This is a genomic window from Blautia coccoides (assembly GCF_034355335.1).
Taxonomy (GTDB): Bacteria; Bacillota; Clostridia; order Lachnospirales; family Lachnospiraceae; genus Blautia; species Blautia producta.
Genome location: NZ_CP136422.1, coordinates 3,850,516 through 3,876,697, shown reverse-complemented (window position 1 = coordinate 3,876,697; position 26,182 = coordinate 3,850,516). Strand labels below are relative to the sequence as shown.

Here is a 26,182-nt window from a genome sequence, read left to right as displayed (position 1 = left end):
GAGAGGCATAACTATGAAATATCAAGGCATCATTTTTGATCTGGACGGTGTAATCTGTCATACGGATGATTATCATTACCAAGCATGGAAAATGCTGGCAGATAAACTTGGAATTTACTTTGATGAAACCATTAACAACAGACTAAGAGGGATAAGCCGTATGGAGAGTCTGGACATTGTTTTAGAAAAATACCATAAGACTCTCACCTGGGAAGAAAAAGTGAAGTATGCGGAAGAAAAAAATACCTTCTACAAGAATCTCCTTAGAAAGATGTCACCTGCTGATTTAAGCCTGGAAGTAAAGGAAACCTTGGATCAGCTTAAAGGAAAAGGTTTAAAACTGGCTATAGGCTCATCCAGTAAAAATGCGGGGTTTATTCTGGAAAGAATCGGGCTGGCCAAATATTTCGATGCAGTTTCTGATGGGAACAATATATCTAATTCAAAACCGGATGCGGAGGTATTCCTCAAAGCAGTTCAGTTTATGAAACTGGAACCAAAAGACTGTCTGGTTGTGGAAGATTCAGTAGCAGGACTACAGGCGGCAGTAAACGGAAACATGGATTGCGCAGCAATGGGTGATGCTGTGAAATCAGAATTGGCCACCTACCAACTTCAGTATTTTAAAGATTTATTGACGGCAGTGGAGGATGGCTTTCAATGAAATGATGAATAGAAATGTATCTGGTTTTGTCAGAGCGTTTATTTGGAGGAGGACTTTGTATTATGGAAAAAGCATGGTGGAAAGAAGCAGTAGTATACCAGATTTACCCTCGTAGTTTTATGGATTCCAACGGAGACGGAATCGGAGATCTGCAGGGTGTTATCAGTAAGCTGGATTATCTAAAGGAGCTGGGGATTGACGTTGTGTGGATGTCGCCCTGCTATAAATCCCCAAATGAAGATAATGGATATGATATCTCTGATTACAGGGATATCATGGATGAGTTTGGAACAATGGAAGACTTCAGGGCGCTGCTGACGGGAATTCATGAAAGAGGAATGAAATTGATTATGGACCTGGTGGTAAATCATACTTCAGATGAACATCCATGGTTTATAGAATCCAGGAAATCTAAAGACAATCCTTACCGGGATTATTATATCTGGAGGGATGCGAAAGACGGAAAAGAGCCAAACAACTGGACCTCATATTTCTCAGGTCCTGCATGGGAATTTGATAAGACAACAGGGCAGTATTATCTCCATCTATTTACAAAAAAGCAGCCGGATTTGAATTGGGAGAACGTAAAAGTACGCTATGAAGTCTACGATATGATGAAATTCTGGCTGGATATGGGATGCGACGGATTCCGCATGGATGTTGCAAACCTGTATTCTAAAGTACCGGGGCTGCCGGACGGGGAGCCGCGCCAAGGAAGGATTGGGGCTGAGAATTATCAGAACGGTCCCCGCATTCACGAATTTTTTCATGAGATGAACAGGGAAGTGCTGTCTAAATACGACATCATGACCGTAGGAGAAATGTCAGATGTCTCTCTTGAAGAGGCATTGAAATATGCAGGTAATGATAAAAATGAACTGAATATGGTATTCCAGTTTGAGCATGACGATCTGGATACCCTGGATGGGGAACGTTGGGCTTATAGAGAGGTTCCTCTTTCCGAATTAAAAAGAGTTTTTAGTAAATGGCAGACTGCAATGGACGGTAGAGGATGGAACAGCCTGTACTGGACAAACCACGATCAGCCCAGAACCGTCTCAAGAAGAGGAAATGATAAAGAGTTCCGAAAAGAGAGCCAGAAAATGCTGTATACCATGTTGATGACCATGCAGGGAACGCCCTATATCTATCAGGGAGAAGAAATCGGAATGACAAATGTTTCTTTCGACATTGAGGACTACAATGACGTGGAAATCCGTAACTGCTGGAGCGAGAGGGTGGTAAACGGAAATGCTGATCCCGAAAAACTGTTTGATGGCATTCGTTACCGTGCGAGGGATAATGCAAGAACACCTATGCAGTGGGATGATACAGAAAATGCAGGCTTTACCACAGGAAAACCGTGGCTTAAGGTGAATCCCAACTACAAGGAGATTAACGTAAAAGAAGCGCTTGCGGATACAGATTCCGTTTTCTATTATATGCAGAGGCTTATCCGTATGAGAAAAGAAAATGAAGCTGCCGTCTACGGGGATTTCAAAGAGTATGAACCGGAAAACGAACAGCTTTATATTTATGAAAGAAACTTTGAAGGGGAAAAGCTGTTTGTAATTCTGAATTTTTCAGGGGAAAAAGCTAAGTTCCATATACCAGAGGAATGGAAAAATCAGAATACGGAGCTTTTGATCAGCAACTATGAAGGGGAAGCGTTAAAAGATAGAGAAATGCGTCCATACGAAGCGGCTGTTTATCTGAAAATTAGATAAGCTTCCTTTTGCTTGCAGCCTCTTTTGATACAATCTGGAAATATATTGACATTTGGAGGAAACAGTATGAGAGACATAAATGCCAAAAACGAGGCAGTGATACAAGGTGAATATTACCGTTTTACGGTGCTGACCCCCTGTCTGATAAGAATGGAATACAGTGAAAGCGGAAAGTTTGTGGATCAGGCCACCCAGACAGTGGTAAATCGTACCTTCCCGGTTCCGCAGTTCCGATTGGAGGAAACAGATTGTGAACTGAAGATTGTTACTTCTAAGTTGAGGTTGACATACAATAAAAAGCCCTTTTCCTCAGTGGGACTGAAGATTAACATCAGCGGAAATTTTCCGGGGATCCTGCCGGTATGGCATTATGGTGATGCAGTTTGTGATTTAAAGGGAACGGCCAGGACGCTGGATGGGGCTGATGGTGCGATACCTTTAGAAACGGGAATTTTATCTGCACAGGGCTTTAGCCTGCTGGATGATGGGGGAACCATGCTTCTGGATGAAAATGGATGGATTGCCAGTAGAGAGGACCCTGATGGGAAGGATTTATATTTCTTTGGTTATGGAAGAGACTATATCACATGTTTGAAGGATTTCCATATTCTCACCGGGGAAGTTCCGCTGCTACCTAAGTATGCACTTGGAAACTGGTGGAGCAGATATTACAAATATACGGAAAAAAGTTATCTGAAACTGATGGATCGGTTTGCTCAGGAGGAAATTCCTTTTACCGTGTCTGTATTAGATATGGATTGGCACATTACAGATGTGGATCCTAAATACGGAACCGGTTGGACCGGATATACCTGGAACTCAGACATGTTTCCTGATCCAAAGCGTTTCATGGATAAATTGCATGAAAAAGGGCTAAAGGTCACGCTGAATGTGCATCCGGCAGACGGTATAAGAGCCTTTGAAGACTGCTACAAACCTTTTGCGGATTATATGGGGGTTTTGGCAGAGCAGGAAGATCCGATTCCCTTCCATCCAGGAGACGAGAAGTTTATGAAGGGATATTTTGAGTACGTGCATCATCCTATGGAAAAGCAGGGGGTGGATTTTTGGTGGATAGACTGGCAGCAGGGAAATAATTCAGGAATCGAAGGATTAGATCCCCTGTGGATGCTGAATCATTACCACTATGAGGATAGCAGGAGAGGTGGAAAACGTGGGCTGATTTTTTCAAGATATGCAGGACCGGGAAGCCACCGCTACCCTGTGGGATTTTCAGGCGACAGTGTGATCACCTGGGAAAGTCTTGATTTTCAACCTTATTTTACCGCAACTGCATCCAATATAGGATATGGCTGGTGGAGCCACGATATCGGCGGTCATATGCAGGGGATAAAAAATGACGAACTTGCAGTGCGCTGGCTGCAGTTTGGAGTGTTTTCTCCTATTATGCGCCTGCACAGCACCTGCAATGAATTTAATGGAAAAGAGCCCTGGAGATACAATCCTATTGCGGAAAATATAATGAAAAAATATCTGCGTCTGCGCCATAAACTGATTCCCTATCTGTACACCATGAATCTGCGGGCTAATCAGGAAAGTATGCCTTTGATACAGCCCATGTACTATCATAATCCATTACAGGAGGAGGCTTATTATGTGCCGAACGAATATTATTTTGGTTCAGAACTCATAGTCTGCCCTATCACTTCACCAGTGGATAAGCGTACAGGTATGGCAAAATTTGCCGCATGGCTGCCGGATGGGATATGGGTTGACTTCTTTACAGGCGTTACTTATGAAGGTGGCAGAAACGTGGACTTTTACCGTGGAATTGATAAGATTCCTCTGTTGGCAAGAAGAGGTAGCATCGTACCTCTGGACGGCAGGGAAACGGGCAATGAATTGACCAATACAGATATCCTGGAACTTCATGTTTTCGCAGGAGACTCCGGAGAATTTTGTCTGTGGGAAGATGATTCCGATGCTGCAGAATTTGACCAAAATAGCTGGGCAAAAACCAAAATACAGTACCATTGGGGTGAAAATGCCCGGCTGACGATTCACAGAGCGCAGGGAAATCTGCAGGTCCTTCCTTCAAAGCGGGCATATAGAATTTGCCTTGTGGGCATGAAAGACGGCTGTGCCCCTAAAGTCCTCGCTGGAGGAAGAAAACTAAAGGGCATCAGCAGTAAATACTGTGCCGAAACAGGTTTTACTTGGATAGAAATTCCGGAGGTAGATGTCACGGAGGATGTTATTTTAGAAATGAACCAAGCTGCGGAAGGGGAAAATCAGATTGTACAGAGAATTTTTGACTTTCTGAATCAAGCTGAAATTGAGTTTGATCTAAAAACACGCATAATATCTGTTGTGCGCCAGCTGGAAACAGGAAAGAAACCTGTATATGTGCTTGGACAGTTACAGGCAATGGACCAGCTGGAAGAACTTATGGGGCCGCTGTGGGAGATTATTACGGCATTTGAAGAGTAAATGAAATTCACTGTCCGCTCACACTGCTTGTGAGCGGCAGCTTGGTCAGCGGTTAACACGATTGAAACTACCCGCTACAGTTTCAAGGTTTTATCGCCGTAAAAGCCTGTTTGATTGCCTCTGGCAAATCCTTAGCAGTATGGACTTTCATTTTTTGATGCTTCATTACAAATCTTTCACAAGATGAATCCCACTAGAAAAAATTTAAAATGTGACTATTTGGATTTAACTGTAGCACAAGAAGAAATAAAGAAGTATATTTATCAGTTGAATTATACAATGGCAATTTATGTATGCGGTACTTACTAAAATGAAAACATGATATATCTCCACCTGATGTTGAAGCATTGATATAAAAGAATTTTCTTCCTATAAGGACTGGACGCCGAGACCCTTACAAAGTCAGTTGTTGGTTTTCAACGGATTTAGACTGATTTAAACCAAATACCCCTAAATACATTTGTTATAATATACTTAGAAAAGTCGGGAAACCGGCTTTTTTATAATTTATTTCTGGAAGGAGCTTCCTGTATAATTGAGGGCTGATGATCCTGGTAGACACGGGAGGTTCGCTGCCGTAGATGGAAGGGTATACACAAGGCCATGTAGAACCAAAAGAAAGACGTTTTACTTCGTGTACCCAAAACCAGCTATTTTCGTACCAGATACAGGAAATGTCCAAACCTATGGCTCTTTCTTCTGAGATATTTATTGATGATATATTGAAAAAATCCTTTATTTTGAAGGAAAAAAGACTTGACTTAATAGGGAGGATTATATGAAGGTGATTTCTTTTCTCAGCAACAAAGGCGGCGTTGGAAAGAAATCTACTCAGAACTGCGAAAAAAGGGCATAGAATGTATCTCTTTAGGAAAAAATGACAAAGGAGAAGAAATCAAGCAAAAAAGACCAGGGAATTAATATCTGAGCAGCTTGGCATAAGTAATGGCCAGATTGCTAAGTATGAAAAAGTCGAAAAAAATGGAAGCTCTGAATTAAAAGAAAAATTTGGAGAAAATGAAAATTCAGTTGCAGTCGCAGAAATAGTAGCAAGCCTTCCGGCTAGAGAACAGAAGGACTTCCATTATTTGGAGTGGATGGAAAAAGAAGTGACTGAGGATCCAGAACGAGTGGGAACACGGATTTATTTGCTTACGCCAAAATATAAATATCTCTATAATTGCAGATTAAATGGAACTGCCGAGATGAAGCATCTGCAGCAATCAAAAACGTAATGACTATTATGCAAATGGTATTGTTATAAAGAAATATATTTGATATGATACGATTATATAGGGAGGAAAGCAAGATGAACTTAATCGATAAGATAAAACATAATAAAGATAAATTTATGGAGATACAGGAACAATTAGAACCCATGTATTTAGAAAATTACGAAGAAGCGTTTCGTATTTCGTATACACACAATTCGACTGCTATAGAGGGTAACTCACTTACCCTCATAGATACTAAGCTGGTGCTTAGTGATAAAGTATCCGTAGGCGGCAAAGATCTACGTGAGATTTATGAGGTGATAAATCATGACAAAGCATATCATTACATAAAGCAATGCATCAAGGATAAAAAGGCTCTGTCAGAGACAATCGTGAAACAGATACACAAGATTTTAGTAGAGAATATATTTCCGGGTGGAAATTATCGTATTGGAGATGTATTTATAGGAGGAAGCCAGCATGAGCCGCCGTCTCCTCAAGATATGATATTTCAAATGAAAGATTTCTATAGAGATCTGGAATATAAATGTGTGCTAGAAACTACAGAGCTTGCGGCCTGGACACATGCTGAATTTGTCAGAATCCACCCGTTTATAGATGGAAACGGGCGTACCGCACGACTCCTTATGAATTATCAGCTGATGGATGGCGGGCTACTGCCAATCAATATTCTAAATGAGAACAGGCAGGAGTATTATAAATGTTTGGAAGAGCATCATTTACATGGAAATCTGGAGTCTTTTCATGAAATGGTGATGAAGCTGGAGGAGATGGAGTTAAAAAAATACCTTCATCTGGCGGCGCAGCAAGGACTGGTAACAGAAAATGAAATTTTATGAATATCCGGGGTCTTTCAAGCAGTAGATAAAAGCCAACAGAAGGAAACTATAAAAACTACCAAAAAAGTCTAAAATTTAATATAAAAGAAGGGTGATGAAAAGTGAAAGAAAATGGCGGTTGGGGAAAATCTGTTGGAAGTGCATAAAATTGAATAAATACATCAAATATTGGATTTTGTTCACGAAAAGCCTACAGTACAACTTGATAAAAAATCAAGAATATATAATGGGGAGTGTAGAGTATGTTAATGAATAATGACGGATTTTTAAAAAAAATAGAATATGAACTGCCAGATATGACAGAAACAGTAAAAAATGAAATGATAATAAGTCCTTTTTATGAGGACTTTACCCGAAGGTTTTGTTGGAATTCAAATAGCATAGAAGGGAATACACTTTCGCTTGATGAGACAATCAGTTTATTAGATTATGATGAAGTGAGAAGCGGGCATACCTATACGGAATATTCAGAGGCCAAGCAATTATTTCAGGCAATTAAAAAAATGCTGAAATTTAATAGGCAGAACATAGATGAGACATGGATCCAGGAAGCGAATGGATTAATACTGGGAAGAGAAGGGGGGTACAGAAAGACAAATCTGTATGTGGGCACGCTAGTAGAAGCTGTTTATTATCCGCCAAAGCATGAAGAAGTCCCAAGACATATGACGAAATATGTAGAGAAGCTCAATCAATACTTTAGTCAGGTAAAGGAAGTGGCAGAAAACATAGCCAGGGAGCATTTAGAATTTGAACGTATTCATCCCTTCCCCGATGGAAATGGCCGTTGTGGACGGCTAATCATGAATCAACGCCTGATAAATAATGGATGGCTTCCGATTACTATTGAGGATCAATCAAAATATAGACAGGCCTTTCGTAGATATGACAGGTCACAGGATACCTCTTTACTTGTTTATGTGATATGTAAGGGTGAACTTGCATCCATTGAGCGTGTAAAAGAATTAGAACGAAAGCTGGAGAGAACTATGGCTGAGACAAGGAGTCATTAATGACCCCTTGTCTCACGTAGTTGTAATATCCTACTTGGAAGTAGGCAGTAGTGAACAGAGCCTATGCTGCGTTTTTCAGTGAGAAGTTTTTATGTGTGCCGGACATGACGTAATATCAGTGGTTGAAATTTGCCCGGAAGAGCAAATAATTAGAGACACGAAGCTTTAGGTCAGAAAGTAGATGATAGTATGTATGGCATTAGTGAAAAGGAGCGGTACATATTAGCTTTTTATAGATAGACATAAAATTATTTATATATGTTTCTGTATGTCATCTTGCATTACGATTTTTTATGAATTGATTGTATGATAATATTTCAAGGTAATAAAGAAAAAACATGGAGCAGAAATTCCTACTGAGACAAGAGGCAAAAGTCCAGTAAGAGGAGCTAACAGCATATTCAGATGTCATTCTTCTGTGAGGTTCCAAAGAAACTACCCTGAAAGGCGGTTCCATGTCGGCAAAGATTGGTCAGTTATATTTGATAGACCTGTTATGCTAGAAACTTTAAAACATCCAGAAACAATAATTAGATGAAATCCAAAGCTGTTGTGGAGAAATTATATTAGAGAACATACTCTGGCAGGGTTATAAATGTGGCAGTGTCATTCATTGGAGGATGATAAACGAATGAAAAATATAAGTGTAATGATCAAACCAGCATCCGGAATGTGCAATATGACATGTGATTATTGCTTTTACTGTGATGAGGCCAAAAAAAGAGAGAAGAAATCTTATGGACTTATGAGAGAAGAAACATTGAAAAATATAATCAGAAAGACGATGCTTCAGGCAGAAGGAGTTGTCAGTTATACATGGCAGGGAGGAGAACCTTCTCTGCGTGGATTGGATTTCTTTCAGAAAGCAGTCTGGTACCAGCAGAAGTATAATCGCAGCCATGTACGTATCATCAATGCTTTTCAGACAAATGGATATGCTACTACAGATGAATGGTGCCAGTATTTTAGAGACAATCATTTTCTGGTTGGATTATCAGTAGACGGTACACGGGAAATTCATGATTCCATGCGTCATGATAAGAAGGGGAATGCAACATTTCTGAAAGTAGAAGAGACTGCAAGACGGCTGGATAAGTATGGTGTGGATTATAATATTCTTACCGTAGTGACTCCGAAAGTTGCAGATTGCATATACAATATCTATCAGACGTACAAGAAACGAGGCTGGAATTATCAGCAATATATAGCCTGTTTGGATCCATATGGAGAAGGACATGGAAAAACACCATATTCAATCTCGCCGGAACAATATGGAAAGTTCCTTTCAGGTTTGTTCGGATTGTGGTATCAGGATCTAAAAAATGGATGCCATCCATATATTCGACAGTTTGAAAATTATGTGGGACTGGCGGCAGGTTATATGGCTGAATCCTGTGAGCAGCGAGGAAGTTGTGGCGTGCAGTATGTGGTAGAGGCAGATGGAAGTGTATATCCGTGCGATTTTTATGTAATGGATGATTTTTATCTTGGCAACCTAAATACAGATATTCTTTCGCAGATTGATGAAAAACGAGAACAGATTGGATTTGTAGACCGTTCGCTTAAACTGGATGAAGAGTGCAGGAAGTGTAAATATTTTAGGTTATGCCGTGGAGGCTGCATGCGGAATCGGGAACTGCATGAAAATGAAGAAATATATCGAAATAACTTCTGCAAAGGATATCAAATATTTTTTGACCAGTGGTATGAGTTGATCATGCAGCTGGGAGCTATGGTAAAAAAATAATAAAATTGGTTTGATTATTTATCAGGCCACCATTCGGGAGTATTTGAAGTTAGCAAAGACTGCTGGAATTCTGTTGGAGGAATTCCAGTGGTCTTTTTAAATACCCGGCTGAAATAAAGGGGGTCGGAGAAACCTACCATAGGTGCAATGTCTGACAGGTACATTGTATTTGTTGCAATTAGATCTTTGGCTTTTTCAACTCGAAGTTCAGTAAGATAACGCATTGGAGCAACGCCCATCCGTTTTTTGAATATGTGAGAAAAATAGCCGACACTTAATTTACAATATTTTGCCATTGATTCAACACTCCAGTTATCTTTATAGCGTTGGTGAAGCTGCATAACAAGTCGGTCAATAGAAAAGTCGTTTTCTAAAGGAGAGAGAATCTTTTGATGGGAGCGGGCGATGATGGCTAATACCTGAAGTAAATTACTTAAGACAACATCTTCAAAAAATGCTTTTTTTAATTGCAATTCAATAATGGTTTCCTGGAAAAGAGTTTTTAACTGTATATGCTCTCCGATATAGCAGTTTTGTAGCTGGTATTTATTGATTATATTTGTACAGTTACTACCAGTAAAATGAATCCAATAAACTTCGGGATATTCCTTTGCATAATAGGAATAGGTTTGAGGCTCCTGCGGTTGGAAAAAAAGGATATTTCCAGCACCTAAAGCCTGCCATTCCTTATTTATATAGTAGTGTCCGGCACCTTTATAAATATAAATAAGCTGATAATCGACTCTACCTGCAGAACGATTCTGAGAGTAATCCTTTGTTTTGAAAACCTGCATACCACAACAGTTGACTGATAATGGACTTGAATCATCTGCAAATCCAGTTGCACGTCTTTCATTTCTTAAATGCCCCGAAACATTAATCATAAAAATCCTCCTTCCTTTTGAAAAATGCCCTTCTGTTAAGATAAATATAGCATAGAAAAGCAGAATTGTCCATGCAAAACACAAAATTAGACATGGAAATGCAGGTATATAAGCAATATATTAAAATCAAGGGATGAGCAGAATAAGCCATAACACCTTAAACTGAAGGAGGATATGATATGAAGAAACAACTGATATTCCTGATGACGGATACAACCAGAAAAGATATGGTCGGATGCTATGGCAATCCAAGGATAAAGACACCAAATCTGGATCGCCTGGCTGAGGAAGGAATCCGTTATGAGAATGCATATACCTGCCAGCCAGTCTGTGGGCCAGCCAGAAGTGCAATCTTCACTGGTACGTTTCCACATACCAACGGCATGGTAACAAACAGCATTGCTATGGGGGATAATGTGAAGACGGTAGGTCAGAGACTGTGCGACAATGGCATTAATTGTGGCTACATTGGTAAATGGCACCTGGATGGTTCGGATTATTTTGGAAACGGACGATGTCCGGAAGGTTGGAATCCAGATTACTGGTATGATATGAAAACTTATCTGAATGAATTAAGCGATGAGGATAAAATGAGATCCAGAGATCCAAAAGAAGCATATAAAGAAGGTTTTTCGGAAGAATTTACTTATGCACACCGCTGTTCAAATCGTGCGACTAAATATCTGGAAGAGCATAAAGATGAGGACTTCTTCTTAAGTGTATCTTATGATGAGCCTCATGGACCTTCTCTCTGCCCAGAACCGTTTAATCACATGTATGATGGTTTTAAGTTTGACAGTTGTCCGAATTTCCAGGATGATCTATCTAAGAAACCATTAATGCAGCAGCTTTGGTCTGGCAAGAATTTACATGCGGCAGAAGATGAAATTAATCAGCCTTCTGATGGATTATCCTTATTCCTTGGATGTAATTCTTTTGTAGATTATGAGATTGGACGAGTATTGGATAAGATTAAAGAAGTAGTACCGGATGCGATGGTGATATTCACGTCTGATCATGGAGATATGTTAGGAGCACACAGGCTGTTCTCAAAGAACGCAGCGGCATACAAAGAAGTGGCAAATATCCCATTGATCATCAAAGGCGGAGTAAAGGGATGCGTAGTAGAAACGATGGCATCCCATATTGATATTGTTCCGACGATCATGGATTACTTTGCACTTCCAATTCCGAAATTACTGGAAGGAAAGAGCATGCTTCCGCAGATTTATGATCCATCCAAAGAAATCAATGATGTAGTATACACAGAATTTACTAGATATGAAATTGATCATGATGGATTTGGTGGTTTGCAGATTATGAGAGCAGTGATATCCAAACGTTATAAACTGGTCATTCATCTGTTGGACAGTGATGAATTCTATGATCTGGAGAAAGATCCATATGAGATGAATAACCTGATAAACGATGAAAATTATACAGAAGTCAGGAATGCAATGCATGATAAGCTGATTGCACATATGAACAACACAAGAGACCTGTACAGGGGGTATCAGTGGAGTATGCGGCCATGGCGAAAAGATTTTGTACCGAATTGGGAGAATGAAGGTTATACAAGACAGAGAGAGAATGAAGAGTATGAACCAAGACAGCTGGATTATGATACAGGACATCCAATGAAATCAGCAGTCAGAAAGAAATGTTAGAGGGAGAGGATACGATGGAGGAAAAGAAATATTTAAAATGGTATAACAAAGTGGGCTATGGTTCTGGAGATATTGCAGGTAATGTAGTGTTTGCATTCCTGTCATCATTTATCATGATTTATCTGACCAATACAGTAGGACTAAATGCTGGTGTGATCGGTTCGCTGATTGCTGCATCAAAAGTATTGGACGGTATTTCAGATGTTATTTTTGGTTCTATGATTGATAAAACACATACGAAAATGGGTAAGGCAAGACCTTGGATGCTCGGGGCATATTTGGGATGTGCAATCACGTTAGTCGCAGCATTTTCTGTACCCACTACCATGGGTAAAACATCACAGTATGTCTGGTTTTTTATTACATACTTACTGCTAAATGCAGGATTCTACACAGCAAATAATATTGCATATTCTACATTGACAGCCCTGATTACAAAGAATGGAAAAGAACGTGTACAGATGGGATCTATCCGTTTCATGTTCGCATTTGGTACAAGTTTTATCATTCAGACAGTTACCGTGGGTCTCGTTGAAAAACTTGGCGGCGGAGCTTATGGTTGGAGAACTATCGCAATCATCTATGCTATCATCGGTCTGATTTCCAATACAATTACTGTATTTTCTGTAAAAGAACTTCCAGAAGAAAAACGCAGTAATGGAGATACAGAAACAGTAGAAGAAAAATACAGCCTGATCGAATCTATCAAAATGTTGATTCACAATAAATATTACCTGGTAATTCTTGTAGTAGATATTCTTCGTCAGACTTATTCAGCAATCATTAACATGGGAATCTATTACATGACATATGTACTTGGAAAAGCAGAACTTTTGGGGACATTCTCTGGTGCCATTAACTTGGCATTGATCATTGGTCTTGCATTCCTGCCGGCTTTGGTTGCAAAATTCAAAGGATATTATAAACTAAACTTCTCTGGATATCTCATAGCAGCTGCAGGACGTGGAATTGTAATTGTTGCTGGTTATATGGGAAATGTTCCGCTTATGTTAGCAGGTACTGCAATCGGAGCAATTGGCATGGCTCCCTGGCAGGGCAACTTAAATGCATTAGTTGCTGAATGCTCTGAGCATACATTCCTGCAGTACGGTAAGAGAATCGATGGAACTATGTTTTCCTGCACATCTATGGGATTAAAAATTGGTAGTGGATTTGGAACAGCAATCGTTGGATGGCTTTTGGACTTCGGTGGATTTAATGGAAAACTGGCAGTTCAGTCACAGTCTTGCATCAATATGCTTCATTTTATGTATCTGTGGCTGCCAATGTTGATCAATATCCTGGTTGCTCTTCTATTAACACAGTTAAATGTAGAAAAGGCAAACGAAAAATTGAGATTGCAGAAGGCGATTGAGACAAAGTAAAAAAGGAAGAGGCGGTTCTTTAGAGACCGTTTCAAGTTTAAATGAAACTGAAAAAACATTTTTTGAGTTGTCCTTGCTTGTATTATAATGCAGTTTCCGGACATGTCAAGCAGGGCTGGTCAGACCAGCCCTGTCAGCCCGGCCGCTGCTTATAATCCTGCCAGCCTTTCTTCAAAAAATATCTCCAGCTGCGAATGGATCTGTCCCCAATCCTGACGATGGCCTCTCCATTTTTTCGTGATATCTATCATGACCAGATACAGCATTTTTAGCAGGCTTTCGTCGGAAGGAAATACGGTTTTGGATTTTGTGACCTTCCGGAGCTGGCGGTTAAATCCCTCGATAGCATTCGTAGTATAGATCAGACGATGGACCGCTTCCGGATATTTGAAATAGGTTGATAGATTCGCCCAGTTGTCTTTCCAGGATTTCGCTATTTTCGGATATTTTCCGCTCCATTTTTCATCAAAGCTGTCCAACTCCGCCAGTGCGATCTCTTCTGTTGGAGCTGCATATACACGTTTCAGATCAGCCATCAGAGGCTTGAGTTCTTTGTAGGAAACAAACTTTGTTGTATTCCGGATCTGATGGATGATGCACTGCTGAATCTCTGTCTCTGGAAATACCGCCTCAATTGCCTGAGGAAAGCCTGTCAGACCATCTACGCATGCAATCAGGATATCTTCTACACCACGTTTCTTTAGACCGTTCAAAATAGAAAGCCAGAATTTCGCACTTTTGTTTTGCCCAACATACATGCCGAGTACATCTTTATGTCCTTCCATATCGATCCCGATAGCGATATAAACCGCACGTTTTACAATCCGGCCTTCGTTGCGTACGTGGTAATGGATGGCATCCATGAAAACTACCGCGTAGATTTCTTCCAACGGTCTTTCCTGCCATTCTTTCACAAGGGGAAGGGTCTTATCAGTGATCCGGCTAATCGTACTGTCAGAAATTTCGATGTCATTCGTGGTCATTCCTTTGGCATACATGGAGATGATCTTTTCTTCCATGTCCTGAGTGACTGTATTCTGGTATTTTTTGACGATCTGTGGTTCAAATTCACCTTTCCGATCCCTGGGGATACCAATCTCCATATCGCCATAACTGGTATGCATGGTTTTCTGGGAGTGACCATTTCTGGAATTATCCGTATCTTTGTTCCGATAATCATACTTGGAATAGCCGAGTTCTTCGTCCATCTCCTGATCGAGAGCGCCCTCCAGGATGATAGACATCATATCCCGCATGATGGAATTAACGTCTGTTCCATCTTTGACCGTTACATTGTTCTCTTTCAGATAATTGCCCATCATTTCCCGAAGGGCTGCTTTTTGTGTAAGCGCCAAATATTCCTGCGGATTTTCTATTTTCCTGGTTTCCTCTATAATTGTAGATGAAAGATATTTAGACTATTTCACTACAATTACGGAGGATAGGTTATGACAACTACTCGCAAAGCCCGTGTTCCGATGGCGGAACAGATCCGGCTTATCAATGAATGCCGCCAAAGCGGCATGACAGATGCTGACTGGTGTCGTGAAAACGATATCGCAGTAAGCACTTTTTATAACTGGGTCAGCCGCTGCAGAAAAGCAGCAGCGGATCAGATCCCGGCACCGAATTATGGTCATTGTGGGATCGCGCATTCAAAACAGGATGTGGTTCCCATTGACATTGTTTCGGATCACCTTCCAGAACAGCATATAGCATCGCAGATGCACCAAACGAACCTTGACAATTCACATACGATTGAAGTGTCCATGAATAATGTAACAATCCGCATCAGCAATGATGCCGATCCTGCCCTGCTCACCAGGACACTCCGCCTGATCCGGGAGACCTCATGTTAGGTGATATCTCCGGCCTCGAAAAAATCTACATTGTCTGCGGCTATACCGATATGCGCAAATCGATCGATGGTCTCTGTGCCATTATCGAAGACCAGCTTAAGATGGATCCGACATCCAGTGCGCTCTTCCTGTTCTGTGGAAGAAGACGGGACAGGATCAAAGCTCTGTTCCATGAACCGGATGGTTTTGTCCTGGTCTATAAACGGTTGTCTATCCGGGGCGGGTATCAATGGCCAAGGAAGCAGTCGGAAGTCCGGAATCTTTCCTGGAGGGAGTTCGACTGGCTAATGTCAGGAATTGATATCGACCAGCCAAAAGCACTCAAAGCAGAGTAAAAAAGCATCTGGATCCTGGTAAAAATCCTGCACAGAAAAATGTCAGGTTTCCTTATAAATTCAGCGTTTTTCAGTACTTGTTTTCCTTTAGGAATGGCTGTGTTTCTGGTATAATAAAGGTGTTAAATTCAAGGAGAAAACGATGGCTTCCAGTGCAAAAGACATCCAGCTGCGAGAGCTGAAGGATACCATAACACAACTGAAAACAATGATCTCTGAGCAGACGGAATTGATCAGATCTCTCCGTCTTGTTATTGATGAAAAAACCAGCCATGAAAAAGCCCTTCAGGAACAGGTGGACTATCTTACCAAAAAGCTTTTCGGTTCTTCCAGCGAAAGAAGGACCGATGACATTCCGGGACAACAGCACCTTTTTGATGAAGCGGAAGTGGAACAAGATCTTTCCCTGTTGGAAGAAGAGACTGTGATCCGGGAGCATACCCGCAAGAAGAAATCAACCCATGAGGATCTTTTTAAAGGCCTGAAGGTTGAAAAAGTAGTCATTCCTCTTCCGGAAGAAGATCAGGTCTGCCCGGTCTGTGGTACGCAGATGGTTCTGATCGGTGAAGAGTATGTCCGCCGTGAGCTGGAATTCATTCCGGCAACATGTAAAGTGATCGAATACTACAGCCAGAGTTATGGATGTCCGTGCTGTAAGGAAGGATTGGGAGACACAGAAAAACCTGTGATCGTAAAGTCTCAGGTTCCGCAGGCCCTGGTAGGAAAAGGCCCAGCGACCGCATCCACCGTTGCATGGACGATGTATCAGAAATACGCCAATGGACTTCCCCTTTACCGTCAGGAGAAAGACTGGAGACAGTATGGTGCCCAGTTCAGCAGGACGACACTGGCCAACTGGATTATCTATTGCTCCAGGAATTACTTTCAGCCAATGTATGATTACTTCCACAGGGAACTGCTGAAGCGCAGTTTTGCAATGGCAGATGAGACTAGAGTCCAGGTATTGAAGGAAGAAGATCGCCGGGCACAGACGCAATCCTTCATGTGGCTGTTCCGCAGCGGCGAAGATGGTCTTTCCGCCATTATCTTATATGGCTATTCTCCAACCAGGAGTGGCAGCTATGCAAAGGAGTTTCTGGAAGGCTATCACGGATATCTGGAAACGGATGGTTACCAGGGCTACAACAGCCTGCCGGATATCAAACGATGTTCCTGTTGGGCACACATCCGCCGGTACTTTATCGACGCCGTTCCCAAAGGGAAACAGTATGATTACAGCCAGCCAGCAGTACAGGGAGTCCAGTACTGTAACCGCCTGTTTGCCATAGAAGATTCCATTAACAAAAAATATCCCGGTGATTATGAAAAACGTAAGCAGCTGCGTCTCGAGAAGGAAAAACCTGTTCTGGAGGCTTTCTGGTCGTGGATTGAGCAGCAAAAGCCAGTCCGAAATACCCGCATGGATAAAGCGGTGAATTATGTCCTTAACCGGCGGGAAACAGCGGAGACCTATCTGGAGGATGGTCGCTGTAGTTTCACAAACAATCTCAGCGAGAACGCGATCCGTCCGTTTGCAGTTGGCCGTAAAAACTGGCTGTTCAGTGATTCTGTAGAAGGAGCCAATGCCAGTGCTGTAGTCTATACAATGGTTGAAATGGCAAAGGCACACGCCCTGAACATTTACGAATATCTGAAATTTCTACTGGATCATCGTCCAACGAAGGAGATGACTGATGCTCAGCTCGCAGAGCTTGCACCCTGGAGTGAAAAACTCCAATCTATCAAAAATCGCATGTGAATTATAGTGAATTACTCCAACTCGCAAAGGGCTGGGGTAATTTTATATCTGACCGCATTATTATTTGGCGGTTACCTTTTTGTGGGGAATCTTTTTTCCTTGCCATAAAATAAACCTCCAAACTGGTAAATTTATCTTACATCAGTTTGAAGGTTTACACAAACTTTAGGATACTCCCGGACTTTATGCCCTTTTACACTCCCCAAATGTATCTAAATACAATAAAAGACCATCGACTATGCCGATGGTCTTATAAAAGGGCTTTTTCACAGCCCCTTTCATCATTGCTTTAATTGTAGACCCAGAAGATCCTTTAGTGCGTTCTGGATGTCTTCAGCAGTCTGGATATCATACTCCTCCAACAGCTGGTATTCCATACTCTGATTTAATTGCTCCATTCATTTCATTCCCATTTTTTTCTAAAAATAATTCCACTTTTCGTAATTTTGAAATGGTCAATCATAAAGAAAAATTTCGTAGAGCTCAATACTCCATGTTTATAGAATAACTCAAAAAATCATGATTTTCAAGGTATAATTTTCATTTTTGAGAGTTTTTTTCGGAAACAAGCCATTTTTTATGCCTTCAGAAAGGCGTTTTCGCTTTATTTCCTCCAAATAACCAGTACAGGAGAGTTTTAACGCCGTCAAAACTGCCGTCAAACTTGACAATCTGCAGAGAATTTTTATGTTAGACAGTGACAGGAACGTATTTCAAAGGAGGTTTTTTTCATGAGTAGAAAAGGAGAGAACATTTACAAAAGAAAAGATGGGAGGTGGGAAGCACGGTATTTGAAGAAGGATACTCTGGATGGCAGGCCCCATTACGGATATTGTTACGGAAAGTCTTACAGTGAAGCAAAAGAAAAAGTCACCAAAGCCAAGATGGGAGTTATTGAACGCAGGCCCGCAGTGGAAAAAGACGGGAAAAAAGTCTTTTCATACTATTGCGATGAATGGCTTTTATTAAAACGGAGCAAAGTAAAAAAATCTACTTTAGTAAAATATGAAAATATGCTGGAAAATCATATCAAGCCACAACTGGGGAGACAGTTGGCAGAAACTTTTTCAGAAGTCAAGATAGAAAGGTTCAGCCATGAATTGTTCCGCAAAAAGAAACTTGCTCCCAAAACAGTAAAAGATATCCTGGTGGTCCTCCATTCTGTGTTAGATTATGCTCAAAAACAGGATAGCTCCATCAAATCCCCAGACATCGTATATCCGAAGGAAAACATAAAAGAAATGCGGGTCTTGTCTTGTGAAGAACAGCAGCGCTTTAAAAACTATTTGCTGAATGATATGGATACCTGTAAATTTGGCGTGTTTTTGGCATTATATACCGGACTAAGGATTGGAGAGCTTTGCGCTCTGACCTGGCAGGATCTTTCACTCAAGGAACATACGCTCCGGGTAAGCAGGACGATGCAGCGTTTAAAACGGCTGGAAGATACACAGGGCAGAAAAACAGCGGTTGTGGTCGACCGTCCGAAAAGCGGAGCATCTGTACGGATCATCCCATTAAATCAGGATCTTGTAGCTCTTTGTAAAATATGGGAGACGCAAAATCCGGCGGCTTATATCCTGACCGGGGAGAAAGGTCGTTATATAGAGCCCCGGACTCTGCAATACCGTATGGCGCATTATACAAGAGAATGCGACCTCAGTGGAGTACATTTTCATACGCTGCGCCACAGCTTTGCGACACGCTGTGTAGAGGTTGGTTTTGAACTAAAAAGTCTGTCCGAGATCCTTGGCCATTCCAACCCACGAATCACGCTGGAGCGTTATGTCCATTCTTCTTTGAGACTCAAACGTGAAAATATGGAAAAGCTGAATGGGATATAAATCCATACGCCGTCAAAAAGAGCCGTCAAAGGATAGAAAAAGATAAGAAAATCCTGCAAAACAGTGTGTTTCTCGCAGAATATTGAGCTCTGTGAAAGAGTACAGGGAGATATATTAATATTATGATTCCCCAAAAAGTTAAAAAAATACTGACACAAAGGCTGTAAATAAAAGTGTGCGTCGTGTCGGGCTTTTTAGGTTCCCATAAGCGTATACAGGTAGGGAGGTTTAAGTATGAATCATCATAATCCATTGAGAAAACGAAGCGTTTTAAAAAGTTTTCTTTCAATTTGTATGACTGTGCTCATGCTCTGCAGTTTTCCTTCTTCTGCTTTTGCGGAGAGTGCGGATAATGGCGCAGCAGCTGCGGTGGGACAACAGCCTGTACCATCCGCCGCCTATAATCTTTATCCGGAGGAAGCGTTGTACAGCAGCCCGCCAAAAGCAGAGCAGACGGTGGAGCCGGCAACGGCACCGGAAGCAGAACCGCCGGTGGAGTCGGCACCGGAAACAGACAGTTTCGCCGGAACAGAGGAGTCTGAAGGTACGGAAGCAGCCGCTGAAGAGATGCCGGCTGAGGGAGAGGAACCTGACAACTCTGATGGGGCGGATGAAACGGGGATTTCTTCAAGAGCGATCAGCGGTCCGCAAGAAGTCCGGGTTGGAGAGACCATTTCATTAACAGGTTCGCGAGGCAACTTTCATCGGTGGTCTGCAGTTGGTGAAGGACAAGTCACCTTTTCCGCTACGAACAACCAGAGGGTCCAGATTACAGGTGCTGCTGCCGGAACGGTCACCATCAAGCATACCTATGGATCCAATACTGAAATTTATACAATACAGGTGACTGCGAATGATGGTAAGTATGCCTTGTATATGTATACTCTGATCCCGGGCAGGCAGGAAGGTTCTGATCCAGATCTGGATAAGGTCTGGAACGGAATGGGAGTCGGCAGTGTGAGAAATCTGAATCCACCGTCCTCTTATCAGATAGGAACGATCGTAGATGACGGATATGGAGGACAAGGCGCTGTCATTGAATATAACAGTGAGCAGTTTCCTTTTATCACGGTGGATGGAAAACCTTATTACTATGCACAGACAGCGGATCAGAAGTACCAGGAAGGTTATTATACGGTCAACTGGATGCGGGTGATCGTATCTGACGGCGCAAATGCCGGAGGGAATGATAAGAATCCGGTTATCAACAGCGGGATTACAACGTTCCATCTGGATGGCGTGGTAACCTTAAATGAAAAAGACCGCTATACAGTGAATTTTGCCCTGAAGGATGCAGGCGCGGCTGATTTTACGCTGGTAGATCCGGAAACCTACAGTAAACGTGTGGATGCCGGATTTGATGCAAAAAATCTTCAGCGTCCGGATGTGCGCGAGCCAGACACCTATCCGCAGACGAAATTGGTGGGTGGCGTAACGTACAGACTGGACTGCTGGTATAAAGATGAAGCCTGTACGCAGAAAGTAAGCTGGGATATAGAAACGATTGATCAGAATACTACATATTATGGAAAGTATGTACCTGCCGGCAAGAGCATTACCGTGGAAAAAGATGTTACCGGAGGCCTTGGGGACAGGGATAAAGCATTCGCATTTACTTATAGCTATACGGATGCAGGCGGAGACATACAGTTGGGCAGTTTCCAGTTAAAGGATGAGGCGGTCCATACCCTTGAAAACATCCCGATTGGCGTGGAATTGACACTGCAGGAGACAAATGCCGGAGGTTATACCACGACTGCAGAGTATGGGACTCAGACAGTCAATGCACCGGAAGGGAAAACAGAGGAAGTCAAGACCATAAAGGTCACGATCGATGGAAACACAGACTTGATTCTGGTGACCAACCATAAAGATGCAGAACCGGATATGGGGATATACCTGGGTTCCTCGCCGTTTCTTTTACTGTTTGCCGCTGTGATGGCCGTAGCAGTCGTGCTGGTCATCCGTAAATGCAGAAGGCGGTATCTTTAGATGACGGAGGACAGTGGCTGAAGTGAGAAAGAAGAAAGTGCAGAAAGATAATCCCAGGGCAGTAAGACAGGCAATGATGCCGGAGGGCAGGCAGGGAGCAGAGCCGCAGCCCGTGAATCTGGAGCATGAACGGCTGATGGAATGGCTACAGACCGTAAAGTTCAAAAAAACGGTGGTCGGCGGGATTGATGAAGTGCAGATGTGGAAGAAGTTAGAAGAGCTGGACCAGCTTTACGATGCCGCCATCCGTGCGGAACGCGCGAGGTATAATGCCCTGCTTGATACCTATAAAAAAACTTCTAACACTTTACTCCGCAAATATAAGCAGCAATTGGCAGAACTCATTTCCGAGAAGAATAAACAGAAGGCTGTGCCAGGAGGAAAGGAGCAGGGTGATGCATACCGAACTGACATCTGAATGCTCGCAGGTCATCCGGAAACGGCGGGAGCAGGCAGAAATAAGGAAAGGCTATGCCAGACTGGCAGGACAGGTTCTGGCAATAGCAGTGATCGGCTTTTTGCTGTTTACGCAGGTGTTTCTGGCCACCCAGGCTTCGGGGAATGATATGTTTCCGGCAGTGAAGGACGGAGACCTTCTGATTGGATTCCGTTTACAAAAAGAATTATCAAAAAATGATATCGTTATCTATGAGGCAGAAGGGCGGCAGAGAGTCGCCCGGATCCTTGGTAAAGAAAACGATGTGATCACATTAGATGACACAGGCTCGCTGCTTGTGAATGGGACTGTCCAGGGCAATGAGATCCTTTTCCCAACCTATGCAAAGGAGGGGATGGAGTATCCCTATACGGTTCCCAAGGGCTGCGTTTTTGTTTTAGGAGACTACCGGACGCAGGCTGAAGACAGCCGTGATCATGGCTGTGTGAAACTGGGGGATGTGAAAGCGAAAGTGATTACAATCCTCCGCAGACGGGCGCTATAAGCCTAAAGTGGTATATAGGCGGAAAACGCTTATATAGATTAAAAATTTTATATGGAGGTACTTTTTTATGAAAAGGACAAAAAAATTTTTTGCAGTTCTTCTTGCAACAGTGACAATGCTCTGTATGGGCACGACTGCTTTTGCAGCAGAAAGAGATGGTGAAAACACAGAACCAGCATACACAGATGCAGAAACTGTAACGATCACGAAAAAATACGTGGCTCTCAATGCGGAGACAAAATCACCAACAGAAACCTTCACATTGACCCAGCAGGGCGATGGTTTAGTAACAGATGGGGATGCCGAAAACGCTCCGGAACTTGGAACCATCACAGGAGCATTTTTTGCGGAAGGTGGTGCAACAACAGGTGGTGCAACCGCAGAAATCACTGTGAATCTTCCGGTGTATGAAAGAGTCGGTGTCTATACCTACACACTGAAAGAAACAGATAATAAGACTGCTGGTGTTACATACTACAGCAAAGATATCAAACTGGTTGTAACCGTTATCCAGGGAGAGGACGGAAAATTAAGGGTCGCCGGCGTACATACAGAAGATGAGGGCCAGGTGAAATCTGACGAGATTACCAACATTTATTCTGCTGGTACCTTAAAAGTGAGCAAAACAGTGACCGGTAACTTAGGTGATCGGGATAAATACTTTACCTTCCAGGTTGCCTTAACAGGCGAACAGGATAAAAATTATGCAGATTCTTATGCAGTTACAGGCGGTTCTTACAAAGAAAATCCGAAAACGGTAAAAGTTGGAAAACCTGCTGTTTTCCATCTGAAACATGGAGATACCATCAGTATTTCAAATCTGCCTTATGGAGTAACTTATACAGTGACAGAGACAGCAGCAGAAGGCTACACAACTGAAAAGACTGGTGATAGTGGAAGCATCAATAGTGCAGAAGCAACAGCAGCATTTACGAACACAAAAGAAGGCGATATCGATACCGGAATCAAACTGGACAGCCTTCCTTACATTTTAGTATTTGCCGGAGCACTGGCACTGGCAGTTATCATGGTGATCAGAAAGCGCAGGATCAGTGATTAATGAAAGCATGGTAAAGGCAGGGAGGGCTGCATGAAAGCCTCAAAAGTATTTTTGAAAACGGCAGATGTCATGATCCGTGCAGCGGTGATTTTTTTCCTGGTTATTGCGGGACTTTATTCCGGATATGCATTATGGGATAATGCGCAGATATATGCCGCCGTGGATGACGTACAGTCTGAACTGCTAAAGCTGAAACCAGATACTGCGGAAGATGGGGGTGCTTCTTTTGAGGAACTGCGTGCGGTCAATCCGGATGTGTGTGCATGGCTGACACTGGATCATACAAACATCGATCAACCGATCCTTCAGGGGAAAGATAATCTCAGCTATATTAATACGGATGTGTATGGGAACTTTGCAATGGCGGGGAGCATTTTCCTGGATTCCGGATGTGACAATGGGTTCCGGGAACCGTATGCCCTGCTGTACGGGCATCATATGGCGGACCATAAGATGTTTGGCGATCTGGATCTGTATGAAGACCGGGTGTTTTTTGACCAGAATACCACAGGGGAGCTTATCCTCCCGGACCGTACATACAAGCTGAAGATATTTGCCTGCCTGCGTGTGAAAGCATCGGAGGAAGCTATCTTTACGCCGCAGCGGTGGAAGACGGATAACAGTGGGCTGATCGAGTTTGTGGAAAAGAATGCCATGCATGTCCATACGGATACTATGGAACAGATCGGCTCCACAAAAGAGTTCTCACAGATCCTGGCGATGTCAACCTGCTCTTCGGAGTTTACCGAAGCGAGGACCGTCCTTTTGGCGGTTATGGCACCATATGGACCAGAAGTGTAAGGAGGAGATGAAAACGATGATCAGAAGATTTCCTGCGGTACTCATGCTTATAGTTCTGTGTCTGACAGTTTTTCCGGTTTCAGCTTTTGGAGCCGGAAATGCAGAAGTAAAGATACCTGTCAGTGTGGAACTGTCTGGTGAGATACCTGCGCAGGATGAAACCTATACGGTGAAACTATCGGCATTGGACCAGGCTCCTGTGCCAAAGGATGATACATTAAAGATTACGGGGGAGGGGGCATCCGCCTTTCCTGCTATTTCTTACAGCAGCCCAGGCATATATGGGTATAAGATCAGCCAGCAGGCCGGCAGCCATGGACGGGGACATTACGATGAAACCGTTTATTATGTAAGAGTGACTGTGACAAACGCGGAAGACGGCGGATTGGAAGCGGCAGTGGCAGCACATACGGATGCCGGGATGACAGGAGAAAAACGGGATATCGTATTTCAGAATACGTATGATGCGGTCCCCAAGCTGCCCAAACAGGATCCCCCCCGGAAACCAGCGGTGAAGCAGCCTGTAGATGCAGTCAGGACAGGAGACACCACGCACCTGTTCTTATTTGGCAGTCTGCTGGGGATCTCATGTTTGGGCATTTGTCTGGCAGCCGGTATAGATCACAGGAAACGGCGGAAAGAAAGGTTATAACTGGCGTAAACAAAAGGATATTTATGTTTGACCAGAAGCAGTGCTTTTAGGAGTGCTGCTTCTGGTCTTTCTAACAGAAAAAAGTACTTGGAGGTGGAAAGAAAGATGGATATTTTTTCCCTGAGAATAGACGAATATAAGAATGGCCAGCTGCGTGGAGAGGTCCAGCATTTTCCTTCGCAGAAAAAGATCGCGTATAACGGCCTGGTGGATGCGGTCTTAAAAATGGACCGTATACTGGATGGGAGCAGCTTTCTGTGGGTAGGACCTGAACCGCTGCGGCATTTCCAAAAGGAAAACAGAAAAAGTGTTTCGGCAGAGGCGGGGAACACAAAAACCAGGAGAACAGCTGGAAGATCCAGCAGTGAAAAATCCAGCTATTTGATCCACATTTATTATCGTAGAAACAGCAGCTGGCAGGGAGAAATCATTTGGTACAATGAGAAAAGGAAAGAAGATAAACAATATTTCCGCAGTGTTTTAGAGCTGCTGCACTTGATATGTTCCTCTTTTACAATAGAACAGTAAGAATGCCTACCAATTTGTCATAACGCGTGGCTCATTGAGTTATTCCGGAAATTCATTTGTGTTTGCAATACGCTTATCCACAATGCCCTGTTTCGTACCGGAATTACATGTGGATTATATTTCTCGGACTGGTCCGGTGTTACTGTGCTTTGTAGATATCTCCCTGGAGGATTGCCAACCCCTTTTGTAGGGATTCCATAAGAATACTTTTAAATTTAGGATAGCGGTATAGCATGACAGTGTTATACCGCTTTTTCCATATATATTGACTTCTTCGTGCATCAAATTCATTCTGACGAATCTGTGACTCTGTAAATGCATCTATGTATTTTTTATCTGTTATCATAACACCTTTTGAAGACGCAACCCAATTATGAATGATAGAACCCCTTTCTTTTCATGCAGCAGCTTAGAGTACGGTAGCTAAAGTTACAGGAAAAGGCTTTTGTGAATATGTATCTGGAAGGCAGGATTAGCAATGAGGCAAAACGTATCTGTGATGCCACTCCACGAACTGAATAGTCAGCCGGGTTTGGAAAGAAGACAAATCCATTTTAAAAATCCGAATATTAGGAAACCTATCCGGCATGGAGAAATGTTTGTGGCGGGGAACGGTACGGAAACAACCTCAACCGACGTAGCCACCGCTACGCCTCATTCGGACGCCTTGCACTCGAATATACACCCTGCGTTGATATAGCAGTAATTTATTATTCGTTGTACTAGGACACTATGATATGGATATTGTTTAGTTCATACTGTTTTACCTGATATTAATAATTTTCTAACAAATATATGC

General features: G+C 42.5%; 21 protein-coding genes. 19 read left to right on the top strand and 2 right to left on the bottom strand.

Features of this window, described 5'->3' with window-relative positions; genetic code table 11:
• The first annotated feature begins 13 nt into the window (after positions 1–13).
• From pgmB to BLCOC_RS17405, 6 genes are all read left to right on the top strand, one after another.
• Positions 14–664: a beta-phosphoglucomutase gene (gene pgmB, locus BLCOC_RS17430; protein ID WP_115622898.1), complete on the top strand. Its 651-nt coding sequence runs from the start codon at positions 14–16 to the stop codon at positions 662–664.
• A gap of 62 nt (positions 665–726) precedes the next feature.
• On the top strand, positions 727–2,391 hold the full coding sequence (locus BLCOC_RS17425; RefSeq protein ID WP_115622897.1) for a glycoside hydrolase family 13 protein: 1,665 nt from the start codon (positions 727–729) through the stop codon (positions 2,389–2,391).
• A 66-nt stretch (positions 2,392–2,457) separates the two neighbouring features.
• Complete coding sequence (locus BLCOC_RS17420) at positions 2,458–4,842, top strand: glycoside hydrolase family 31 protein (RefSeq protein ID WP_018597364.1); 2,385 nt, start codon at positions 2,458–2,460, stop codon at positions 4,840–4,842.
• A gap of 1,309 nt (positions 4,843–6,151) precedes the next feature.
• Positions 6,152–6,916, top strand: a complete 765-nt coding sequence (locus BLCOC_RS17415) for a Fic family protein (RefSeq protein WP_018597366.1) — start codon at positions 6,152–6,154, stop codon at positions 6,914–6,916.
• 242 nt (positions 6,917–7,158) lie between these two features.
• Positions 7,159–7,929, top strand: coding sequence for a Fic family protein (locus BLCOC_RS17410; RefSeq protein WP_018597367.1), 771 nt, complete (start codon positions 7,159–7,161; stop codon positions 7,927–7,929).
• A gap of 631 nt (positions 7,930–8,560) precedes the next feature.
• The gene (locus BLCOC_RS17405) at positions 8,561–9,676 is read left to right on the top strand and encodes an anaerobic sulfatase maturase (RefSeq protein WP_115622896.1); all 1,116 of its coding nucleotides are present in this window, start codon (positions 8,561–8,563) and stop codon (positions 9,674–9,676) included.
• A 14-nt stretch (positions 9,677–9,690) separates the two neighbouring features.
• Here the strand turns inward: BLCOC_RS17405 and BLCOC_RS17400 are convergent, their stop codons facing one another.
• Positions 9,691–10,560, bottom strand: coding sequence for an AraC family transcriptional regulator (locus BLCOC_RS17400; protein ID WP_115622895.1), 870 nt, complete (start codon positions 10,558–10,560; stop codon positions 9,691–9,693).
• A gap of 179 nt (positions 10,561–10,739) precedes the next feature.
• On the opposite strand from BLCOC_RS17400, the gene BLCOC_RS17395 reads away from it, so the two are divergent.
• Both BLCOC_RS17395 and BLCOC_RS17390 read left to right on the top strand, forming a co-directional pair.
• A complete protein-coding gene (locus BLCOC_RS17395) occupies positions 10,740–12,227 on the top strand; it encodes a sulfatase-like hydrolase/transferase (protein WP_115622894.1) in 1,488 nt (495 codons plus the stop codon).
• 14 nt (positions 12,228–12,241) lie between these two features.
• The gene (locus tag BLCOC_RS17390; protein WP_018597371.1) at positions 12,242–13,612 is read left to right on the top strand and encodes an MFS transporter; all 1,371 of its coding nucleotides are present in this window, start codon (positions 12,242–12,244) and stop codon (positions 13,610–13,612) included.
• A 149-nt stretch (positions 13,613–13,761) separates the two neighbouring features.
• Here BLCOC_RS17390 and BLCOC_RS17385 read toward each other — a convergent pair whose 3' ends face one another.
• Complete coding sequence (locus BLCOC_RS17385) at positions 13,762–14,934, bottom strand: IS256 family transposase (protein WP_115622893.1); 1,173 nt, start codon at positions 14,932–14,934, stop codon at positions 13,762–13,764.
• A gap of 126 nt (positions 14,935–15,060) precedes the next feature.
• On the opposite strand from BLCOC_RS17385, the gene tnpA reads away from it, so the two are divergent.
• The 11 genes from tnpA to BLCOC_RS17330 all read left to right on the top strand — a co-directional run bounded on the left by tnpA (position 15,061) and on the right by BLCOC_RS17330 (position 25,383).
• Positions 15,061–15,471, top strand: coding sequence for an IS66 family insertion sequence element accessory protein TnpA (tnpA, locus tag BLCOC_RS17380; protein ID WP_227225493.1), 411 nt, complete (start codon positions 15,061–15,063; stop codon positions 15,469–15,471).
• On the top strand, positions 15,465–15,806 hold the full coding sequence (gene tnpB / locus BLCOC_RS17375; RefSeq protein WP_115622597.1) for an IS66 family insertion sequence element accessory protein TnpB: 342 nt from the start codon (positions 15,465–15,467) through the stop codon (positions 15,804–15,806). Before tnpA ends, tnpB begins: the two co-directional genes overlap by 7 nt.
• A 142-nt stretch (positions 15,807–15,948) precedes the next feature.
• Positions 15,949–17,565, top strand: a complete 1,617-nt coding sequence (tnpC, locus tag BLCOC_RS17370) for an IS66 family transposase (RefSeq protein WP_115622596.1) — start codon at positions 15,949–15,951, stop codon at positions 17,563–17,565.
• A 731-nt stretch (positions 17,566–18,296) separates the two neighbouring features.
• A complete protein-coding gene (locus tag BLCOC_RS17365; RefSeq protein ID WP_115622892.1) occupies positions 18,297–19,409 on the top strand; it encodes a tyrosine-type recombinase/integrase in 1,113 nt (370 codons plus the stop codon).
• Between the two features lie 234 nt (positions 19,410–19,643).
• Positions 19,644–21,401 (top strand): DUF5979 domain-containing protein, encoded by a 1,758-nt coding sequence (locus tag BLCOC_RS17360; RefSeq protein ID WP_115622891.1) that lies wholly within the window; start codon positions 19,644–19,646, stop codon positions 21,399–21,401.
• A 22-nt stretch (positions 21,402–21,423) separates the two neighbouring features.
• Positions 21,424–21,819: a hypothetical protein gene (locus tag BLCOC_RS17355; protein ID WP_131918430.1), complete on the top strand. Its 396-nt coding sequence runs from the start codon at positions 21,424–21,426 to the stop codon at positions 21,817–21,819.
• Positions 21,797–22,342 (top strand): signal peptidase I, encoded by a 546-nt coding sequence (gene lepB / locus BLCOC_RS17350; RefSeq protein WP_115622890.1) that lies wholly within the window; start codon positions 21,797–21,799, stop codon positions 22,340–22,342. Before BLCOC_RS17355 ends, lepB begins: the two co-directional genes overlap by 23 nt.
• Positions 22,343–22,409: 67 nt before the next feature.
• A complete protein-coding gene (locus BLCOC_RS17345) occupies positions 22,410–23,402 on the top strand; it encodes a DUF7601 domain-containing protein (protein WP_115622889.1) in 993 nt (330 codons plus the stop codon).
• Positions 23,403–23,432: 30 nt separating this feature from the next.
• Positions 23,433–24,203, top strand: coding sequence for a class B sortase (gene srtB, locus BLCOC_RS17340; protein WP_018597379.1), 771 nt, complete (start codon positions 23,433–23,435; stop codon positions 24,201–24,203).
• Positions 24,204–24,219: 16 nt separating this feature from the next.
• Positions 24,220–24,855, top strand: a complete 636-nt coding sequence (locus tag BLCOC_RS17335) for a Spy0128 family protein (protein ID WP_165907335.1) — start codon at positions 24,220–24,222, stop codon at positions 24,853–24,855.
• 105 nt (positions 24,856–24,960) lie between these two features.
• A complete protein-coding gene (locus tag BLCOC_RS17330) occupies positions 24,961–25,383 on the top strand; it encodes a hypothetical protein (RefSeq protein WP_131918431.1) in 423 nt (140 codons plus the stop codon).
• Positions 25,384–26,182: the final 799 nt, after the last annotated feature.

What these genes read in the sequence shown, in the direction of transcription:
- BLCOC_RS17400 (WP_115622895.1), bottom strand. Translation starts at nt 10,560, where the DNA reads ATGATTAATGTTTCGGGGCATTTAAGAAATGAAAGACGTGCAACTGGA.
- BLCOC_RS17420 (WP_018597364.1), top strand. Translation starts at nt 2,458, where the DNA reads ATGAGAGACATAAATGCCAAAAACGAGGCAGTGATACAAGGTGAATAT.
- BLCOC_RS17360 (WP_115622891.1), top strand. Translation starts at nt 19,644, where the DNA reads ATGAATCATCATAATCCATTGAGAAAACGAAGCGTTTTAAAAAGTTTT.
- BLCOC_RS17330 (WP_131918431.1), top strand. Translation starts at nt 24,961, where the DNA reads ATGGATATTTTTTCCCTGAGAATAGACGAATATAAGAATGGCCAGCTG.
- srtB (WP_018597379.1), top strand. Translation starts at nt 23,433, where the DNA reads ATGAAAGCCTCAAAAGTATTTTTGAAAACGGCAGATGTCATGATCCGT.
- BLCOC_RS17365 (WP_115622892.1), top strand. Translation starts at nt 18,297, where the DNA reads ATGAGTAGAAAAGGAGAGAACATTTACAAAAGAAAAGATGGGAGGTGG.
- tnpC (WP_115622596.1), top strand. Translation starts at nt 15,949, where the DNA reads ATGGCTTCCAGTGCAAAAGACATCCAGCTGCGAGAGCTGAAGGATACC.
- BLCOC_RS17410 (WP_018597367.1), top strand. Translation starts at nt 7,159, where the DNA reads ATGTTAATGAATAATGACGGATTTTTAAAAAAAATAGAATATGAACTG.
- pgmB (WP_115622898.1), top strand. Translation starts at nt 14, where the DNA reads ATGAAATATCAAGGCATCATTTTTGATCTGGACGGTGTAATCTGTCAT.
- BLCOC_RS17345 (WP_115622889.1), top strand. Translation starts at nt 22,410, where the DNA reads ATGAAAAGGACAAAAAAATTTTTTGCAGTTCTTCTTGCAACAGTGACA.
- BLCOC_RS17385 (WP_115622893.1), bottom strand. Translation starts at nt 14,934, where the DNA reads ATGATGGGCAATTATCTGAAAGAGAACAATGTAACGGTCAAAGATGGA.
- tnpA (WP_227225493.1), top strand. Translation starts at nt 15,061, where the DNA reads ATGACAACTACTCGCAAAGCCCGTGTTCCGATGGCGGAACAGATCCGG.
- BLCOC_RS17425 (WP_115622897.1), top strand. Translation starts at nt 727, where the DNA reads ATGGAAAAAGCATGGTGGAAAGAAGCAGTAGTATACCAGATTTACCCT.
- BLCOC_RS17335 (WP_165907335.1), top strand. Translation starts at nt 24,220, where the DNA reads ATGATCAGAAGATTTCCTGCGGTACTCATGCTTATAGTTCTGTGTCTG.
- tnpB (WP_115622597.1), top strand. Translation starts at nt 15,465, where the DNA reads ATGTTAGGTGATATCTCCGGCCTCGAAAAAATCTACATTGTCTGCGGC.
- BLCOC_RS17390 (WP_018597371.1), top strand. Translation starts at nt 12,242, where the DNA reads ATGGAGGAAAAGAAATATTTAAAATGGTATAACAAAGTGGGCTATGGT.
- BLCOC_RS17415 (WP_018597366.1), top strand. Translation starts at nt 6,152, where the DNA reads ATGAACTTAATCGATAAGATAAAACATAATAAAGATAAATTTATGGAG.
- BLCOC_RS17395 (WP_115622894.1), top strand. Translation starts at nt 10,740, where the DNA reads ATGAAGAAACAACTGATATTCCTGATGACGGATACAACCAGAAAAGAT.
- BLCOC_RS17405 (WP_115622896.1), top strand. Translation starts at nt 8,561, where the DNA reads ATGAAAAATATAAGTGTAATGATCAAACCAGCATCCGGAATGTGCAAT.
- lepB (WP_115622890.1), top strand. Translation starts at nt 21,797, where the DNA reads ATGCATACCGAACTGACATCTGAATGCTCGCAGGTCATCCGGAAACGG.